Annotated in this window: 13 protein-coding genes; 5 read left to right on the top strand and 8 right to left on the bottom strand. The window is 64.8% G+C overall.

All coding sequences use genetic code 11. From position 1 onward, the window contains the following. Nucleotides 1-119 precede the first annotated feature (119 nt). The 7 genes from glpE to IX761_RS20110 all read right to left on the bottom strand — a co-directional run bounded on the left by glpE (nucleotide 120) and on the right by IX761_RS20110 (nucleotide 7,771). Entirely contained in the window at nucleotides 120-449 is a 330-nt protein-coding gene (glpE, locus tag IX761_RS20140) for a thiosulfate sulfurtransferase GlpE (protein ID WP_194791266.1), read from the bottom strand. Beyond that, nucleotides 446-1,327, bottom strand: a complete 882-nt coding sequence (locus IX761_RS20135; RefSeq protein WP_194791265.1) for a symmetrical bis(5'-nucleosyl)-tetraphosphatase — start codon at nucleotides 1,325-1,327, stop codon at nucleotides 446-448. The genes glpE and IX761_RS20135 overlap by 4 nt, the downstream gene beginning before the upstream one ends. Next, complete coding sequence (gene apaG / locus IX761_RS20130) at nucleotides 1,327-1,707, bottom strand: Co2+/Mg2+ efflux protein ApaG (protein ID WP_194791264.1); 381 nt, start codon at nucleotides 1,705-1,707, stop codon at nucleotides 1,327-1,329. Before apaG ends, IX761_RS20135 begins: the two co-directional genes overlap by 1 nt. A 164-nt stretch (nucleotides 1,708-1,871) precedes the next feature. After that, a complete protein-coding gene (rsmA, locus tag IX761_RS20125; protein ID WP_194791263.1) occupies nucleotides 1,872-2,675 on the bottom strand; it encodes a 16S rRNA (adenine(1518)-N(6)/adenine(1519)-N(6))-dimethyltransferase RsmA in 804 nt (267 codons plus the stop codon). After that, the gene (gene pdxA, locus IX761_RS20120; protein WP_194791262.1) at nucleotides 2,672-3,661 is read right to left on the bottom strand and encodes a 4-hydroxythreonine-4-phosphate dehydrogenase PdxA; all 990 of its coding nucleotides are present in this window, start codon (nucleotides 3,659-3,661) and stop codon (nucleotides 2,672-2,674) included. Before pdxA ends, rsmA begins: the two co-directional genes overlap by 4 nt. Next, on the bottom strand, nucleotides 3,658-4,983 hold the full coding sequence (surA, locus tag IX761_RS20115; protein WP_194791261.1) for a peptidylprolyl isomerase SurA: 1,326 nt from the start codon (nucleotides 4,981-4,983) through the stop codon (nucleotides 3,658-3,660). Before surA ends, pdxA begins: the two co-directional genes overlap by 4 nt. Then, nucleotides 4,964-7,771 (bottom strand): LPS-assembly protein LptD, encoded by a 2,808-nt coding sequence (locus IX761_RS20110; protein ID WP_194791260.1) that lies wholly within the window; start codon nucleotides 7,769-7,771, stop codon nucleotides 4,964-4,966. Before IX761_RS20110 ends, surA begins: the two co-directional genes overlap by 20 nt. 131 nt (nucleotides 7,772-7,902) lie before the next feature. On the opposite strand from IX761_RS20110, the gene IX761_RS20105 reads away from it, so the two are divergent. From IX761_RS20105 to IX761_RS20095, 3 genes are read left to right on the top strand one after another with little or no spacing between them, the layout of a single operon-like run. Beyond that, nucleotides 7,903-8,922, top strand: coding sequence for an aminoglycoside phosphotransferase family protein (locus IX761_RS20105; RefSeq protein WP_194791259.1), 1,020 nt, complete (start codon nucleotides 7,903-7,905; stop codon nucleotides 8,920-8,922). After that, complete coding sequence (gene murU, locus IX761_RS20100; RefSeq protein WP_194791258.1) at nucleotides 8,919-9,590, top strand: N-acetylmuramate alpha-1-phosphate uridylyltransferase MurU; 672 nt, start codon at nucleotides 8,919-8,921, stop codon at nucleotides 9,588-9,590. The genes IX761_RS20105 and murU overlap by 4 nt, the downstream gene beginning before the upstream one ends. Before the next feature lies 1 nt (nucleotide 9,591). Then, nucleotides 9,592-10,356, top strand: coding sequence for a TerB family tellurite resistance protein (locus IX761_RS20095; RefSeq protein ID WP_194791257.1), 765 nt, complete (start codon nucleotides 9,592-9,594; stop codon nucleotides 10,354-10,356). 61 nt (nucleotides 10,357-10,417) lie between these two features. On the opposite strand, the gene IX761_RS20090 is transcribed toward IX761_RS20095, so the two are convergent. Further along, nucleotides 10,418-11,419 carry an alpha/beta hydrolase family protein gene (locus IX761_RS20090; protein ID WP_194791256.1) on the bottom strand — a complete coding sequence of 334 codons (1,002 nt, stop codon included), beginning with the start codon at nucleotides 11,417-11,419 and terminating at the stop codon, nucleotides 10,418-10,420. 95 nt (nucleotides 11,420-11,514) lie between these two features. Here IX761_RS20090 and IX761_RS20085 point away from each other — a divergent pair, with 95 nt between their 5' ends. Together IX761_RS20085 and IX761_RS20080 are read left to right on the top strand one after the other, a co-directional pair. Then, nucleotides 11,515-13,917, top strand: coding sequence for a PAS domain S-box protein (locus tag IX761_RS20085; RefSeq protein WP_194791255.1), 2,403 nt, complete (start codon nucleotides 11,515-11,517; stop codon nucleotides 13,915-13,917). Continuing rightward, nucleotides 13,914-14,543 (top strand): response regulator, encoded by a 630-nt coding sequence (locus tag IX761_RS20080; protein WP_194791254.1) that lies wholly within the window; start codon nucleotides 13,914-13,916, stop codon nucleotides 14,541-14,543. The genes IX761_RS20085 and IX761_RS20080 overlap by 4 nt, the downstream gene beginning before the upstream one ends. Nucleotides 14,544-14,745 lie beyond the last annotated feature (202 nt).

The following is a 14,745-nucleotide window of genomic DNA, read 5'->3' as shown; positions in this document are numbered from 1 at the left end:
CTTAAGGATAGTTGGTTATACGAGAGGTCAAGTGCGGGGGGCGAAGAAGACGCTTGCGACCGTTCGTCAGGTCGGGCGGGAGCCCACGCAGAGCGTGGGCTGCAGGAAAAATGAAAAAATTATTCGGCGTTGCCCTGGGCGGTTTCGGCCGGGTAGGTGCTACGCCACAGCTCGAAGCCGCCGTCGATGCTGTAGACATCGGAGAAGCCTTGGCCAACCAGGTAGGCGGCGGCGCTCTGGCTGGAGTTGCCGTGGTAGCAGACCACCAGGGTCGGGGCGTCGAGGTCGGCGTTGCGGATGAACTCGGCGACCGAATGGTTATCCAGGTGGGTGGCGCCGGTGATGTGGCCGGCGGCAAAGGCTTGCGGGTCGCGAATGTCGACCACGACCGCACCTTTTGCACGCAGGGCGAGGGCCTGCTCGGGGGGGATGCGCTTGAATTCGCTCATGGGGCGTTTCCTTCAGGGCTGATCGTTGGGGCGGCCGCGGGTGCCGCCAGGCGAGGGGTGCCCTCGCGGGTGCAGTCGCAGCGGTGGTATTGGCCGCTGTCGACGTTGTACAGGGTCATCGCGCCGCCCCACACGCAGCCGGTGTCCAGGGCGATCACGCCCGGCACGTCGACGCGGCCTTCTAGGGCGGCCCAGTGGCCGAAGATGATCTTCACATGGCGTGAGCGACGGTCCGGGTGGTCGAACCAGGGCTTGTAGCCTTTGGGCGCGCTGTCCAGGCCTTCCTTGCTCTTGAGGTCGAGCTTGCCGGCGGCGGTGCAGAAACGCATGCGGGTGAAATAGTTGGTGATAACCCGCAGGCGCTCGACACCGGCGAGGTCCTTGCTCCACTTGTTCGGCTCGTTGCCGTACATGCCGTCGAGATACAGCTTGAAGCGGTTGTCGTCGCGCAGCACTTCCTCGACTTCGGCCGCCAGCTCCAGTGCCCTGCCCAAGGTCCATTGCGGTGGGATGCCGGCATGGGCCATGGCAATGCCTCGCGCCTCGTCATAGTGCAGCAGCTTCTGCTGGCGCAGCCAGTCGAACAGTTGGTCGGCGTCGGGCGCCTCGATGATCTCGCGCAGGGTGTCGCTTTTCTTCAGGCGTTCGACGTTGTGCCAGGCGGCCAGCAGGTGCAGGTCGTGGTTGCCCAGCACGCATACCAGGGCGTGGCGGATCGAGTACAGGTAGCGCAGGGTCTCCAGCGACTCCGGGCCGCGGTTGACCAGGTCGCCCACCAGCCACAGGCGGTCGACGGCCGGGTCGAAGCGTACCCGTTCGAGCAGGCACTTGAGGGGTTGCAGGCAGCCTTGCAGGTCACCGACGGCGTAGGTGGCCATCAGTGCAGTGCTCCGGGCACGGCGAGGCGGAAGGGGGCGATCTGGGCGTCGAAGCGTTTGCCGTCTTCGGCGAACATCTGGTAGCTGCCCTGCATGGTGCCGACGCGGGTGCTGATCACTGCGCCACTGCTGTAGGTGTGGCTCTGGCCGGGTTCGATCAGCGGTTGCTGGCCGACCACACCGGCGCCGCGCACCTCTTCCACTTCGCCATCACCATTGGTGATCAGCCAGTGGCGGGACATCAGCTTGGCCTTGACCGTACCGTTGTTCTGCACGGTGATGGTGTAGGCGAAGGCGAAACGACTGTTATCGGGGTCGGATTGGTCTTTGAGGTAGCGGGTCACGACGCTGACGTCGATCTGGTAGCGGGGGTCGGACATGCAAGGGCCTTGGGCGAGCTGACGCAATAATGCAGTCTAGGCCATTGGCGGGGGGAAGGGCCAGTGTGGAGGTAGGCGTGTGTTTGCACTGGCGTTATCGCCGGCAAGCCGGCTCCCACAGTTTGAATCGTACCCTGGGGGAGCTGGCTTGCCAGCGATGGGTGTTATGCGCCCTGCTGTTCGGCCAGCTTGTCGGCCAGGCGCACGAAGGCGGCCAGGTCCAACTGCTCGGGGCGCAGGCTGCCGTCGACACCCGCGGCTTCGATGGCCTGGCTGTCGAGCAGGCCCTTGAGGGTGTTGCGCAGGGTTTTGCGGCGCTGGTTGAAGGCTTCGCGCACCACGTGCTCCAGCAGTTTCGGGTTTTTCGCCGGGTGCGGCAGCACCTCGTGCGGCACCAGGCGCACGATGGCCGAGTCGACCTTCGGTGGCGGGTTGAAGGCACCCGGGCCGACATTGAACAGGTGCTCCACACGGCAGTGGTACTGCACCATGATCGACAGGCGGCCCCAGTCACCGCCACCAGGGCCTGCGGCCATGCGCTCGACCACTTCCTTCTGCAGCATGAAGTGCATGTCGCGGATCAGGTTGGCGTGGGCCAGCAAGTGGAAGATCAGCGGGGTGGAGATGTTGTAGGGCAGGTTGCCCACCACCTTGAGGCTGCGCTCGGGCACGCCCAGCTGGTTGAAGTCGAATTTCAGCGCATCGCCCTGGTGCAGGCGGAAATTGCCGCGCCCGGCGAACTTGTGCTGCAGGATCGGCACCAGGTCCTTGTCCAGCTCCACCACGTCCAGCTGTGCGCCGCTGCCCAGCAGGCCCTCGGTGAGGGCACCCTGGCCAGGGCCGATTTCCAGCAGGTGTTCGCCGGCCTTGGCGTTGATCGCCCGCAGGATGCGGTCGATGATTCCGGCGTCGTGCAGGAAGTTCTGGCCGAAGCGCTTGCGCGCCCGGTGTTGGTATTGCTCGTTCATGGTCGGTTCTCGGCCATCTGGTAGGCGGTTTGCAGGGCGACGCGCAGGCTGCCGGTGTCGACCTTGCCGCTGCCGGCCAGGTCCAGGGCGGTGCCATGGTCGACCGAGGTGCGGATGATCGGCAGGCCCAGCGTCACGTTGACCGCAGCGCCAAAGCCCTTGTACTTGAGCACGGGCAGGCCTTGGTCGTGGTACATCGCCAGCACTGCATCGCAGTGCTCCAGATATTTGGGGGTAAAGAGGGTATCGGCCGGCAGTGGACCGCGCAGGTCCATGCCCTCGGCGCGCAGGCGCTCGAGCGCGGGCTCGATGATGTCGATTTCTTCGCGGCCCAGGTGGCCGCCTTCACCGGCATGCGGGTTGAGGCCGCAGACCAGGATGCGTGGGTTGGGAATGCCGAATTTGTCGCGCATGTCCGCATGCAGGATGCGGGTCACGCGCTCCAGGCGTTCACCCGTGATGGCGTCGGCGATATCACGCAGGGGCAGGTGGGTGGTCACCAGGGCCACGCGCAGGCCATGGGTGGCCAGCATCATGACCACCTGTGCGGTATGGGTGAGCTCGGCGAGGAACTCGGTATGCCCGGAGAAGGCAATGCCACTCTCGTTGATCACGCCCTTGTGCACCGGTGCGGTGATCATGCCGGCGAAATCGCCGGTCAGGCAGCCGTTGCCGGCACGGGTGAGGGTTTCCAGCACGAACGCGGCGTTGGCTTTGTCCAGCTGCCCGGCGCTCACCGGCTTGGCCAGCGGCGTGTCCCAGACGTACAGGCTGCCGGCGGGGGCGGGCTGCTCGGGAAACTGGCCTGGCGCGACCGAAATCAGGCTGACCGCCAGCCCCAGCTGCGCGGCCCGCTCGGCGAGCAGGTCACGGCTGGTGATGGCGATCAGGGGGTGAGGCTGGGCCTCGGCGGCGAGCAGCAGGCACAGGTCGGGGCCTATGCCGGCTGGTTCGCCAGGGGTAACGGCGAAGCGCAGGGGCTTCACTGGGCGGCCTGGTCGGCGCCAGGCAGCTTGATCTCGACGTAGGCTTCGTCGCGGATCTGGCGCAGCCAGGTCTGCAGCTCTTCGTCGTACTTGCGGTTGCGCAGCACGTTCATGGCCTGCTGTTCGCGGGCCTGGTCGGTGCTGTCGGTGGCGCGGCGACCCATCACTTCCAGTACGTGCCAGCCGTACTGGGTCTTGAACGGCTTGGTCACCTGGCCTTGCTGGGCGTTGGCCATCTGCTCGCGGAACTCCGGCACCAGGCTGTTCGGGTCGACCCAGTTGAGGTCGCCGCCGTTAAGCGCGGAGCCCGGGTCTTCCGAGAAGCTCTTGGCCAGGGTGGCAAAGTCTTCGCCGTTGCTGATCCGCTCGTAGAGTCGTTCCGCCAGCTGCTCGGTGGCCGCTTCGCTGCGCACTTCGCTTGGCTTGATCAGGATGTGGCGCACGTGAACTTCGTCACGCAGGATGCTTTCGCTGCCGCCACGCTTTTCCTGCAACTTGAGGATCAGGAAACCGTTGGGAATGCGCAGTGGCTCGGTCACTTCGCCGACGGCCATGCCGCTGAGCTTGTCGGCGAGCTGGGGCGGCAACTGGCCGGCTTTGCGCCAGCCCATCTCGCCGCCTTCCAGGGCGTTCTCGCTGGCTGAGCGGGCGATGGCCAGGCGGCCGAAGTCGGCACCTTGCCTGAGCTGCTGGTAAACGTCGCCAGCCTGTTGCGCCGCTGCCTGGATGGCCGTGGAATTGGCGCTTTCCGGGGTCGGGATGAGGATGTTGGCCAGGCGGTACTCTTCCGAGAGCTGCATTTTGCCAAGGTCGGAGTTGAGGAAGTTCTTCACCTCCTGCTCGGACACCTGGATACGCTCGGCAACACGACGCTGACGCACGCGGCTGATGATCATCTCGCGCTTGATCTGCTCGCGGGCGTCGTCGTACGACAGACCGTCGTGGGCGAGGGCGGCGCGGAACTGTTCCAGCGACATGCCATTGCGCTGGGCAATGGTGCCGACGGCCTGGTTCAGCTCTTCATCGGTGATGCGGATGCCCGAGCGTTCGCCGATCTGCAGCTGCAGGTTCTCGACGATCAGGCGCTCCAGCACTTGCTGTTCCAGCACGCTGGTGGGCGGTACGCCGCCACCACCACCGCGCTTGGCGATGGTCTGCTGCACTTCGTGCACGCGTTGGTCCAGTTGGCTTTGCATGACCACGTCGTTGTCGACGATGGCCACCACGCGGTCAATCGGTTGTACAGCGGCATGCACCGCGCTACTCAGCAGTGCTGCGCCCAGCATCAGCGGGCGCAGTCGATCAATAAGCTTGGTCTTCACGTTGACGGTAACCTTGAATGCCTTTGTCCAGGAACGATTCGACCTTGTTGCCCACTACACCGCCGAGGCCCTTGAGCACGACTTGCAGGAAGATGCCGTGGTCGCCTTTTTCGTTGGTCGGGGCGGCTTGGCTGAAGTCGTCGTAATCCATCCAGTAACGGTTGATCAGGCGCAGCTTCCAGCAGCAGTTGTCGTACTCGAAACCACCCATTGCTTCCAGTGTGCGGTTGCGGTTGTAGTCGTGCTGCCAGCGGGCGATCACGCTCCATTGCGGCACGATCGGCCAGATGACCGAGAAGTCGTGCTGCTGGATCTTGTAGTAATCCTTGATGTAGTTCGGGTTGCCTGGTGTGCCATAGTCGCCACCGCCCACTTTCCAGGTACCGGTCAGCGAGTCATAGGTGATCAGGTCGTTACGGTAGCGATAACCGAGGTTGACGATCTTGTTCGGGTTGTCTTCAGGCTGGTAGTGGAACATCGCGCTCCCCGAGCGGGTGCTGCGGCTGTCCGGGTCCCAGTTGAAGTCCGAATTGAAGCGCCAGTCGCGGTTGAAGGCGTATTCGTATTCCAGCGCGTAAGGCGAGACATCCGATTGGCTGTCGGCGCGGGTACGGTAGTCGATGCCTGGCAGTTGGACCTTGCGATCCTTGAAGTAGTACGCCTGGCCGATGCTGAAACGCTGGCGTTGGAAGCCGTTGTCTTCGATCCAGCGGTTGGTCACGCCCAGCGACAGTTTGTTCTCGTCGCCAATGCGGTCGATGCTGGAGAAGCGGTTGTCGCGGAACAGCGAATTGTAGTTGAACAGCGTTTCGCCGGAATCGAAGATCGGGATGTCCTTCTGGTCCTTGTACGGGACGTAGAGGTAGAACAACCGTGGTTCGAGGGTCTGGCGATAGTTCGTCCCGAACAGCTGGGTGTTGCGGTCGAAGTACAGGCCACTGTCGACGCTGAAGATCGGGATGTCGCGGTTCAGCGCACTGTTGTAGCTGCCATAACCTGGCTGCGACGACTGGACAATGGCCTGGGCCTTGCCCTGGCTGTCGAGGTCGAGGTCGTAGTGGGTGTAGGCGTATTTCACCTTCGGCGTGATGTAGCCGTAGCTGGCCTCCATCGGCAGGCTGATCGACGGGGCGACGTTCAGGCGCGTGCCGTTGGCGCGGGCGATGCCGAATACGTTCTCGTCCAGGCGACGGCCTGCGGCGCCTGCGGTGAAGTCGGGGGTGCCGTCCTCGGTGGTGACGAAGTCGTTCTTCAGGTCACGTTCGAAACGTACTGCTTCGGTTTCATAGTCGAACTTGAAACCGTTCGGGCTGTAGGGCAGCGTGCCGTTGAAGGTGATCTGCGGCAGGCGGTCGTACGGGGTGATCTGCGACAGCGTGGCCAGCTCATAGGCGTGCACGTTGAAGCGCGCGGTGTAGCCTTCGCCGCGATACGTCAGGGCACCCTGCTGGTCGATGTAGTCTCGGCTCTCGACGCCGATCTGGTCGGATTCCAGGTCCTGGAAGTAGAACGGATCGCTGATGTCGGTGTAGTTCACCTCGGTCATCAGGCGCTCGTCCAGGCCACCCTTGTGCTGCCAGTTGACCATCCAGCGTTCTTTCTTGTAGTCCGTCTGCAGCTTGCGATCGTCGTCTTGGTCGCTCAGGTAGGCGCCGCCGAACTGGCCTTCGCTGGACTTGGTCAGGTAGCGGAACTCGCCTTCCATGAGCATGCCGCGCTTGGCCATGTAGCGCGGGTACAACGTGGCGTCGTAGTTCGGTGCCAGGTTGAAGTAATACGGGGTGACCAGCATGAAGCCGGTGTCGCTGGTGCTGCTGAACGACGGCGGCAGGAAGCCGGACTGGCGACGGTCGTCGATCGGGAAATAGATGTACGGCGTGTAGAAGACCGGGAAGTCTTTCACACGCAGGGTGACGTTGGTCGCGGTACCGAAGCCGGTGGCCGGGTTAAGGGTGATGTTGTTGCCCTTGAGCTGCCACGCGTTGCTGCCCGGCTCACAGGTGGTATAGGTACCGTCCTTGAGGCGGATGATGGCGTTTTCCGCACGCTTGGCGTACAGCGCGTTGCCGCGGATGTGCGACTTGTGCATCACGTATTCGGCGTTGTCGACCCGGGCTTCGCCGGTGTCGAGCTGGATCTCGGCCTGATCGCCGACTACCAGTGAGCCGTTGTCGCGAATCTTGACGTTGCCCTTGAGCTCGCCGCGGTTCTCGGCCTGGTACAGGTTGGCTTCGTCGGCCTCGGCCTGCATGCTGCCCTGGCGCATGACCACGTCACCGGCCAGCGTGGCGATCTGCTGCTCCTGCTGGTACTTGGAGACCTTGGCGTTGATGTAGGTCGGCGCTTCGTCCTTGGGCGTGGTGTCGTCCATGCCAGGGCGAGCGGGCTCAATGTAGGCGCCGCCGCAATACGGGCCGGTCTCGGCCAGCTGCGCAGCCGTGAGCTTCTCGCGTGGGACCCAGTCGAGGTGACTGTAGTCTTCGCTGCGCGATTTCAGGCCGCGGCCCTTGCTCTCGGTGACCAGCACAGGCTTGTCGGCCTGTGCCTCGGCGACTTCAGCCGATGTCTCGGCACCCGTGCCGGCAGCGGCAGCGCCCGGATGGACCGGGCGCGGTGGCAGGTTGTCTGCGGTCTTGGGCTTGCAGTCCCAGCCGCCGGAGGCGGACACTTGGCAGTCGAACTGTTCGGCCGCCACCACGTAGGACGTGGCCAGAGGTTGCAGGGCCAGCAGACCGCCAGTCACCAGCAATGGAAACTTTCTACGAAACGCGGGGGATTTCAATGCCATCTTATTAGTCCGGGCTTCCTGCGTGCCATCTGCCCGCGTGTGGGGGCCGCACGCCTCTCGATGGTCTGAAAAAGATGCTGGATAATAAAGCATGACCCGCTTGACGGCTAGGGCCGTCGGAGACCCTTGTAATGCCTGATCACGATGTACGCCTGCAACAACTGACTGCCTGGCTTGATGAGCAACTCGAGAAACTATTCCAAGACAACGCTTGGGGCGATGTGCCCACAGGCAGCCTGACCGCCGCCAGCAGCGATGCGAGTTTCCGTCGTTACTTCCGCTGGGAAGGCGCTGGCCACAGCTTTGTGATCATGGATGCGCCGCCTCCCCAGGAAAATTGCCGCCCATTCGTCGCTATCGACCACCTGCTGGCCACGGCCAGTGTGAACGTGCCGGTCATCCATGGGCAGGACCTGGAGCGTGGCTTCCTGCTGCTGGGTGACCTGGGGCGCCAGACGTATCTGGACATCATCGATCAGGACAACGCCGACCCACTTTTCACCGACGCCATCGATGCGCTGCTGGCCTTCCAGCGCCTGCCTATGGCGGCGCCGTTGCCCAGCTACGACGATGCCCTGCTGCGCCGGGAAGTCGAACTGTTCCCCGAGTGGTACGTGGGGCGTGAGCTGGGCCTGACGTTCAGCGACGCGCAGAAGGCGAGCTGGCAACGGGTCAGCCAACTGCTGATCGACAGCGCGCTGGCGCAACCGAAGGTAGTGGTGCACCGCGACTACATGCCGCGCAACTTGATGCACAGCACCCCCAACCCCGGGGTGCTGGATTTCCAGGACGCGGTCTACGGCCCGGTCACCTACGACATCACCTGCCTGTTCAAGGATGCCTTCCTCAGCTGGCCGCAGGCGCGGGTCGAAGGTTGGCTGCGCAGTTATTGGGACAAGGCGCGCGCCGCCGGTATCCCGGTGCAGGCGACGTTCGAGGAATTCCAGCGCGCCAGTGACCTGATGGGGGTGCAACGGCACTTGAAGGTCATCGGCATCTTCGCCCGTATCTGCCACCGTGATGGCAAACCACGCTATCTCACCGACGTACCGCGATTCTTCGCCTATATAGATGAAGTGATTGGTCGTCGTCCGGAATTGGCCGAACTCGGCGAGCTGATCGCAGCACTCAAGGCCGAGGCACGTTCATGAAGGCAATGATCCTCGCAGCGGGCAAGGGCGAGCGAATGCGCCCGCTGACCCTGCATACCCCAAAACCGCTGGTGCCGGCCGCGGGCAAGCCGTTGATCGAATACCACCTGGAGGCGCTGGCTAAGGCCGGTTTCAAAGAGGTGGTGATCAACCACGCCTGGCTGGGCCAGCAGATTGAAAACCACCTGGGCGATGGCCACCGTTTCGGCTTGAGCATCCGCTACTCGCCAGAAGGCGAGCCGTTGGAGACAGGTGGTGGCATCTTCCAGGCATTGCCGCTGTTGGGTGATGCGCCGTTCCTGCTGGTCAACGGTGATATCTGGACCGATTACGACTTCACCCAGTTGCGCAGCCCTGTGCAGGGCCTGGCCCATCTGGTGCTGGTGGACAATCCCGGGCATCACGGGCACGGTGACTTCCGCCTGCGGGGCGGGCAAGTGACCGATGGCGACGAGGCACCGGGCACGCTGACCTTCAGCGGCATTTCGGTCCTCGACCCGGCGCTGTTCGACGGCTGCCAGGCCGGTGCGTTCAAGCTGGCGCCGCTGCTGCGCCAGGCGATGGCCGAAGGCCGGGTCAGCGGTGAGCACTTCAACGGGCGCTGGGTGGATGTCGGCACCCTGGAGCGCCTGGCCGATGTCGAGCGCCTGATCGGCGAGCGAGCCTGATATGTGGTGGCCAAGCACAGTGATTGGTGCCGGGGCCGGTTTTGCCATGGCCAGCATCCCCGGCGCATTGCTCGGGGCGTTGCTGGGCCAGGCCATGGATCGGCGATTGCGTCTGCAAGGATGGGACGATATGCGCGAGCGCCTGGGTGGGCGCCCGGCGCTGCGTGATGACGAACTGCTGTTCGTGCTGCTCGGGCGCTTGGCCAAGAGCGATGGGCGGGTGGTCGATGGGCATATCCAGCAGGCTCGTCAGGAGATGACGCGCCTGGACCTGGCCGAGCCTGCCCGCTTGCGGGCGATTGCCGCGTTCAACCGGGGCAAGGCCGGCAAGGACCGGCTGAGCCATCACCTGCGACGCATCAAACTGCAACCCCACGCCGCCGAAGGCACCTTGCGCGCCTGCTGGCGGATGGTCTGGGCCGACGGCAAGGCCGGGCGCCATGAGCGCGACCTGCTGCTCAGGTGGGGTGAGCAGTTGGGGCTGAGCCGCAAACAGGTGCACGCGTTGTCGCTGGAGTACGAGCCGCGCAAGTCGGCAGTCGAGAACGGCACCATGACCTATGCGGCGGCGCTGCGTTTGCTGGGGGTCGAACCGGACACCGAGGTCGACAAGGTCAAGCAGGCCTACCGTCGGCTGGTCAGCCGCCATCACCCGGACAAGCTGGTGGGCAGCGGCGCCAGCGAGGCCAAGGTGCGCGAGGCGACCGAGCATACCCGTGAACTGCACCAGGCTTACGCCATGATTCGCAAGCGGCGCGGCCTCTAGGCCCGCGCTGAATCCGCAGGAGCCAGCAAGGCTGGCTCCTGCGGAACGCGGTGTGCCGGGGTTATTCCTGCGGCGACAACCAGCCACGCACCCGGCGCAGCAACTGCTCCTGCTCGGCTGCCTTGTTGCCTGGCATGGCGATCAGCGACAGCTGGCGGTACTGGCTGTCCTTCTGCCGCTTGCTGGCCTGCAACCGCTGTTGTGCGGCCAGACGGTCCTGGGTGCGGGTGGCGTAGTAGATGTCGGCGGTCGGCACTTTCAGCGTTGGGGTCAGGCTCAGCAGGTCGTGTTCGACCCGCGCTGGCGTCTGTGCGGCGACCATCACCAGCTTCTGCACCTGGGGCGGTTGTTTCTCGCTGAGATAGCGCGCGGCCCAATAGGCGCCGCTACCGTTGCCCAGCAGCACGATGCTGCGCGCGTTCTGCTGCTGGGCGTAGGCCACGGCAGCGTCGAGGCGGGCAAAGATGCGCTCGGCATCCGCTTCGCTGCCGTGTTCATCAGCCGCGACCGCGTCGGTGCTCTCGGCGGCGTCCGCGTCGGGGGCGGTCGCCTGGGCTACGTTGGCGTTGGCATCGGCTGGGGTATCCTTGGCCGGCGCGGTTTCACCCTCTTGCGGCTTCGGTTCGGCCGCAGGCTTGGCTTCGACGCGCGCCTGCGGGCGCTCGGCCAGCAGGTCGGGCAGGCTCAGGCTCAGGGTGCCCCAGCCGACATCGGGGAAGCCGCGGCGCAACGGGCCGACGGTGGTGGGCCAGTCGGCGCTTTCGCCAGCGCCGGGGACGATGATCAGCGCGCCTTGCGGGTCGCTGTCGTTGGCCGGTTTCCACAGCGCCAGGAAGGGTTCGCCATTGGCTTGCAACGATTGCTGCTCGGCTTTTGGTACCTGGCGCTCAAGTGCCAGGGCGTCGTCCTGGCTGCGCTCGACCATTGCCGGGCGCGGCGTGGCGACGGGCGCGGCGGCCTCGGTGGCCTCCTGCGGTTTTTCAGGCTCGGCGGCCTGAGCACCGAGCGGCAGTAGCGACGCCATGCAGAACATGGCCAGCGTCGTGCGATAAAGTGTGAACATGAATCGGTCCAAGGCCAGAAAGATACCGGCAGCCTAATAGTATTTGTCCGCGACGGCCACGCCAGGTGGCCGCCCTTGCCAAGACGAGCGTATAGATGAAGCGAGTGCGTTGCCTGTGGGTTATCGGCTGGTTGTGTCTACCCTTGATCGCCTTGGCGCGTCCCGATGCACCGCCTGCCGTTGTGCTGGAACCCGCCCAGCAGCAATGGCTGGACAGCCATCGCAGCCTGCGTGTGGGCCTGGTGCTGCAAGCACCCTATGCCCAGTTCGACCGGCGCCTGCAGCAGTTCTATGGCGCCAACGTCGAGTTGGTCAGCGCCTTGGCCCAGTCGCTCAGGCTTGACCTGACCTGGCGCGGCTTCAGCGACGAAGCCGCGCTCGAGCATGCCTTGCAGGCCGGCGAGATCGACTTTGCCCCAGGCCTCACCCAAACCCCCGCGAGCCTGCGCAACTGGCTGTTCAGCGACCCCTACATGCGCGTCCCGCAGCTGGTGGTGGGGATGCGCAGCGGTGCGGTGGCGGTGGAGCTGGAAACCCTCGGTGCCAATGACCGGGTGGCGGTGCGCATGCCGTCCAGGCTCGCCGACTACCTGCGCGGCAACTACGGCAACCTCAACTTGCAGGGCGTACCCAACGAGCGTGAAGCCTTGCAACTGGTGCTTGGCGGGCAGGCAGGCTTCGCTGTGCTGGATGAGGCGCAGCTCAGCCGCCTGTCCCGCGAAAGCGAGTTCGGTGACCTGGCCGTGGTCGGTGATATCGGCCTGCCGCAGTTGCTGCGGGTGGGGTCGCGGCGCGATTGGCCGCTGCTGGCCGACGTGCTCGAGCGTGGTTTGCAGGCCATGCCGGCCAAAAGCCTGGAGCAAATGCACCAGCGCTGGCTGCAACCGAAGTACCCGCGCTTCTCCGAGTCGGCCGGTTTCTGGCAGAACCTGGCCATGCTGTTTGGCCTGTTGCTGTTGTGCGCGCTGGCCACGCTGGTGTGGCAGCGCCGCCAGCAGCGCGGGCTCGAGCGTGGGCTGCTGGCGGCCCGGGAGAGCCTGGCCGAGCGCCAGACCCGCGAGCAGGCACTGCGCCTGAGCCAGTTCTCCATCGACCAGAGCACGGTCGGTATCCTTTGGGTCAACTGGGACAGCCACATCCGTTACGCCAATCATGCCATCGCACGCATGCTCGGCTTTGCCGAGGGCGCATTGCTGGAGCGCCCGCTGATCGACATCGAGCCCAACCTGAACATGGACCGCTGGCTGGAGCTGTGGAAGCGTGCCCGCAGCGGTGACGGCGGCGAGCTGCAGTTCGAGAGCCAGTGTCGCTGCGTCGACGGCAGCCTGCTGCCGGTCGACTTGTCGTTGTCGTTCCTGCGTTTTCGTGATGCCGAATACCTGGTGGTATTCCTCACCGATGTCACCGAGCGCCGCCGGGCGCTGGCGGCCTTGCGCGAAAGCGAGGCGCGGCTCAAGGGGATTGCCGGCAACGTGCCGGGGTTGGTCTTTCGCCTGGAGCGCGACGTCGCCGAGGGCGAACTGGAGTTTCCCTACATCAGTGAAGGCAGCGAGGCACTGGTGGGCTACAGCCCGGCGGCGATCCAGCACCCTGACATGGGCCTGCGCAACCTGGTCCACCCCCTGGACCGCGCGGACTATCACCGGGTCCAGGACATGGCGTTGGCCAGCGACCAGGACTGGTCGTGGCAGGGCCGTATTGTCACGCGCCAGGGCGAGCAGCGCTGGGCCGATATCAAGGCCACCACCCGCCGCCTGGCCGATGGCCGGGTGGTGTGGGACGGTGTGGTCTGGGACATTACCCAGGGCAAGCAGGCCGAGTTGGCGCTGGCGGGGTCCCAGGAGCAGTTGCGCGAGCTGTCGGCGCACCTGGAAAGCGTGCGCGAGGAGGAAAAGGCCCGCATCGCCCGTGAAGTGCACGATGAACTGGGGCAGATGCTGACCGTGCTCAAGCTGGAGGTGTCGATGTGCGAGCTGGCGTTCGCCGAATTGGACCCAGGGCTCAATGAACGCCTGACCAGCATGAAGCGCCTGATCGCCCAGCTGTTCCAGCTGGTGCGCGATGTGGCCACCGCCTTGCGCCCGCCGATTCTCGACGCAGGTATCGCCTCGGCGATCGAATGGCAGGCCCGGCGTTTCGAGGCACGCACGCAGATCCCCTGCCTGGTGCAGGTGCCGGACAATCTGCCACCCTTGAGTGATGCCAAGGCCATCGGCCTGTTCCGTATCCTGCAGGAGGCGCTGACCAACGTCATGCGCCATGCCCAGGCGCACACGGTGCAGATCGAACTGCTGCGCGAGGCCGGGCAGTTGCGCATGACCGTGATCGACGACGGTGCGGGGTTTACCGTGGACGCGGCGCGGCCGACATCGTTCGGCCTGGTGGGTGTACGTGAGCGGGTGCTGATGCTCGGTGGCAGCATGAACCTGGACAGCGAGCCGGGCGAGGGCACCAGCCTGAGCGTGGCGATTCCATTGATGCAGGAGAAACAAACGTGATTCGAGTGCTGGTGGCCGAAGACCACACCATTGTCCGGGAAGGGATCAAGCAGTTGATCGGCCTGGCCAAGGACATGCAGGTGGCAGGGGAGGCCGGTAACGGTGAGCAATTGCTCGAGTCCCTGCGCCACACCCCTTGCGAGGTGGTGCTGCTGGATATCTCCATGCCTGGAGTGAACGGCCTGGAGGCGATCCCGCGGATTCGCGCACTGAACAACCCGCCGGCGATCCTGATGCTGTCGATGCACGACGAGGCGCAGATGGCGGCGCGGGCGTTGAAAGCCGGGGCGGCGGGCTATGCCACCAAGGACAGCGACCCGGCGCTGCTGCTCACCGCTATTCGCCGGGTGGCCGGGGGTGGGCGCTATATCGACCCGGCGTTGGCCGACCGCATGGTGTTCGAGGTGGGCCTGACCGAGACCCGGCCCTTGCACACACTGCTCTCGGAGCGCGAATTCTCGGTGTTCGAGCGCCTGGCCCAGGGTGCCAACGTCAACGACATCGCCCAGCAACTGGCGCTGTCGAGCAAGACCATCAGTACCCACAAGGCGCGGTTGATGCAGAAGCTCAAGGTCAATTCGTTGGCGGAGCTGGTGAAGTACGCCATGGAGCACAAGCTGGTGTGACTGTTCTGGTTGCGACAGCTGCCATCTTCAGGACACCGAAGAACCCTGTGGGAGCGGGCTTGCCCGCGAATGGGCCTGGCCTGCCGTTAGCGGTGCCTGGGCTGGCCTCTTCGCGGGCAAGCCCGCTCCCACAGAGATTTGGGTGTGTCCTGAAAACGCCATCCTTGTAGGGCGATCCCTACAGCAAGTCTTCCATCCGGAT

The sequence above is a fragment of the Pseudomonas sp. UFMG81 genome, from assembly GCF_015354575.1.
Taxonomy (GTDB): domain Bacteria; phylum Pseudomonadota; class Gammaproteobacteria; order Pseudomonadales; family Pseudomonadaceae; genus Aquipseudomonas.
Note: the sequence above shows the minus strand (reverse complement) of the source record. Positions and strands in the feature narration are given on the sequence as shown.

What these genes read in the sequence shown, in the direction of transcription:
- glpE (WP_194791266.1), bottom strand. Translation starts at nt 449, where the DNA reads ATGAGCGAATTCAAGCGCATCCCCCCCGAGCAGGCCCTCGCCCTGCGT.
- IX761_RS20135 (WP_194791265.1), bottom strand. Translation starts at nt 1,327, where the DNA reads ATGGCCACCTACGCCGTCGGTGACCTGCAAGGCTGCCTGCAACCCCTC.
- apaG (WP_194791264.1), bottom strand. Translation starts at nt 1,707, where the DNA reads ATGTCCGACCCCCGCTACCAGATCGACGTCAGCGTCGTGACCCGCTAC.
- rsmA (WP_194791263.1), bottom strand. Translation starts at nt 2,675, where the DNA reads ATGAACGAGCAATACCAACACCGGGCGCGCAAGCGCTTCGGCCAGAAC.
- IX761_RS20110 (WP_194791260.1), bottom strand. Translation starts at nt 7,771, where the DNA reads ATGGCATTGAAATCCCCCGCGTTTCGTAGAAAGTTTCCATTGCTGGTG.
- IX761_RS20105 (WP_194791259.1), top strand. Translation starts at nt 7,903, where the DNA reads ATGCCTGATCACGATGTACGCCTGCAACAACTGACTGCCTGGCTTGAT.
- murU (WP_194791258.1), top strand. Translation starts at nt 8,919, where the DNA reads ATGAAGGCAATGATCCTCGCAGCGGGCAAGGGCGAGCGAATGCGCCCG.
- IX761_RS20095 (WP_194791257.1), top strand. Translation starts at nt 9,592, where the DNA reads ATGTGGTGGCCAAGCACAGTGATTGGTGCCGGGGCCGGTTTTGCCATG.
- IX761_RS20090 (WP_194791256.1), bottom strand. Translation starts at nt 11,419, where the DNA reads ATGTTCACACTTTATCGCACGACGCTGGCCATGTTCTGCATGGCGTCG.
- IX761_RS20085 (WP_194791255.1), top strand. Translation starts at nt 11,515, where the DNA reads ATGAAGCGAGTGCGTTGCCTGTGGGTTATCGGCTGGTTGTGTCTACCC.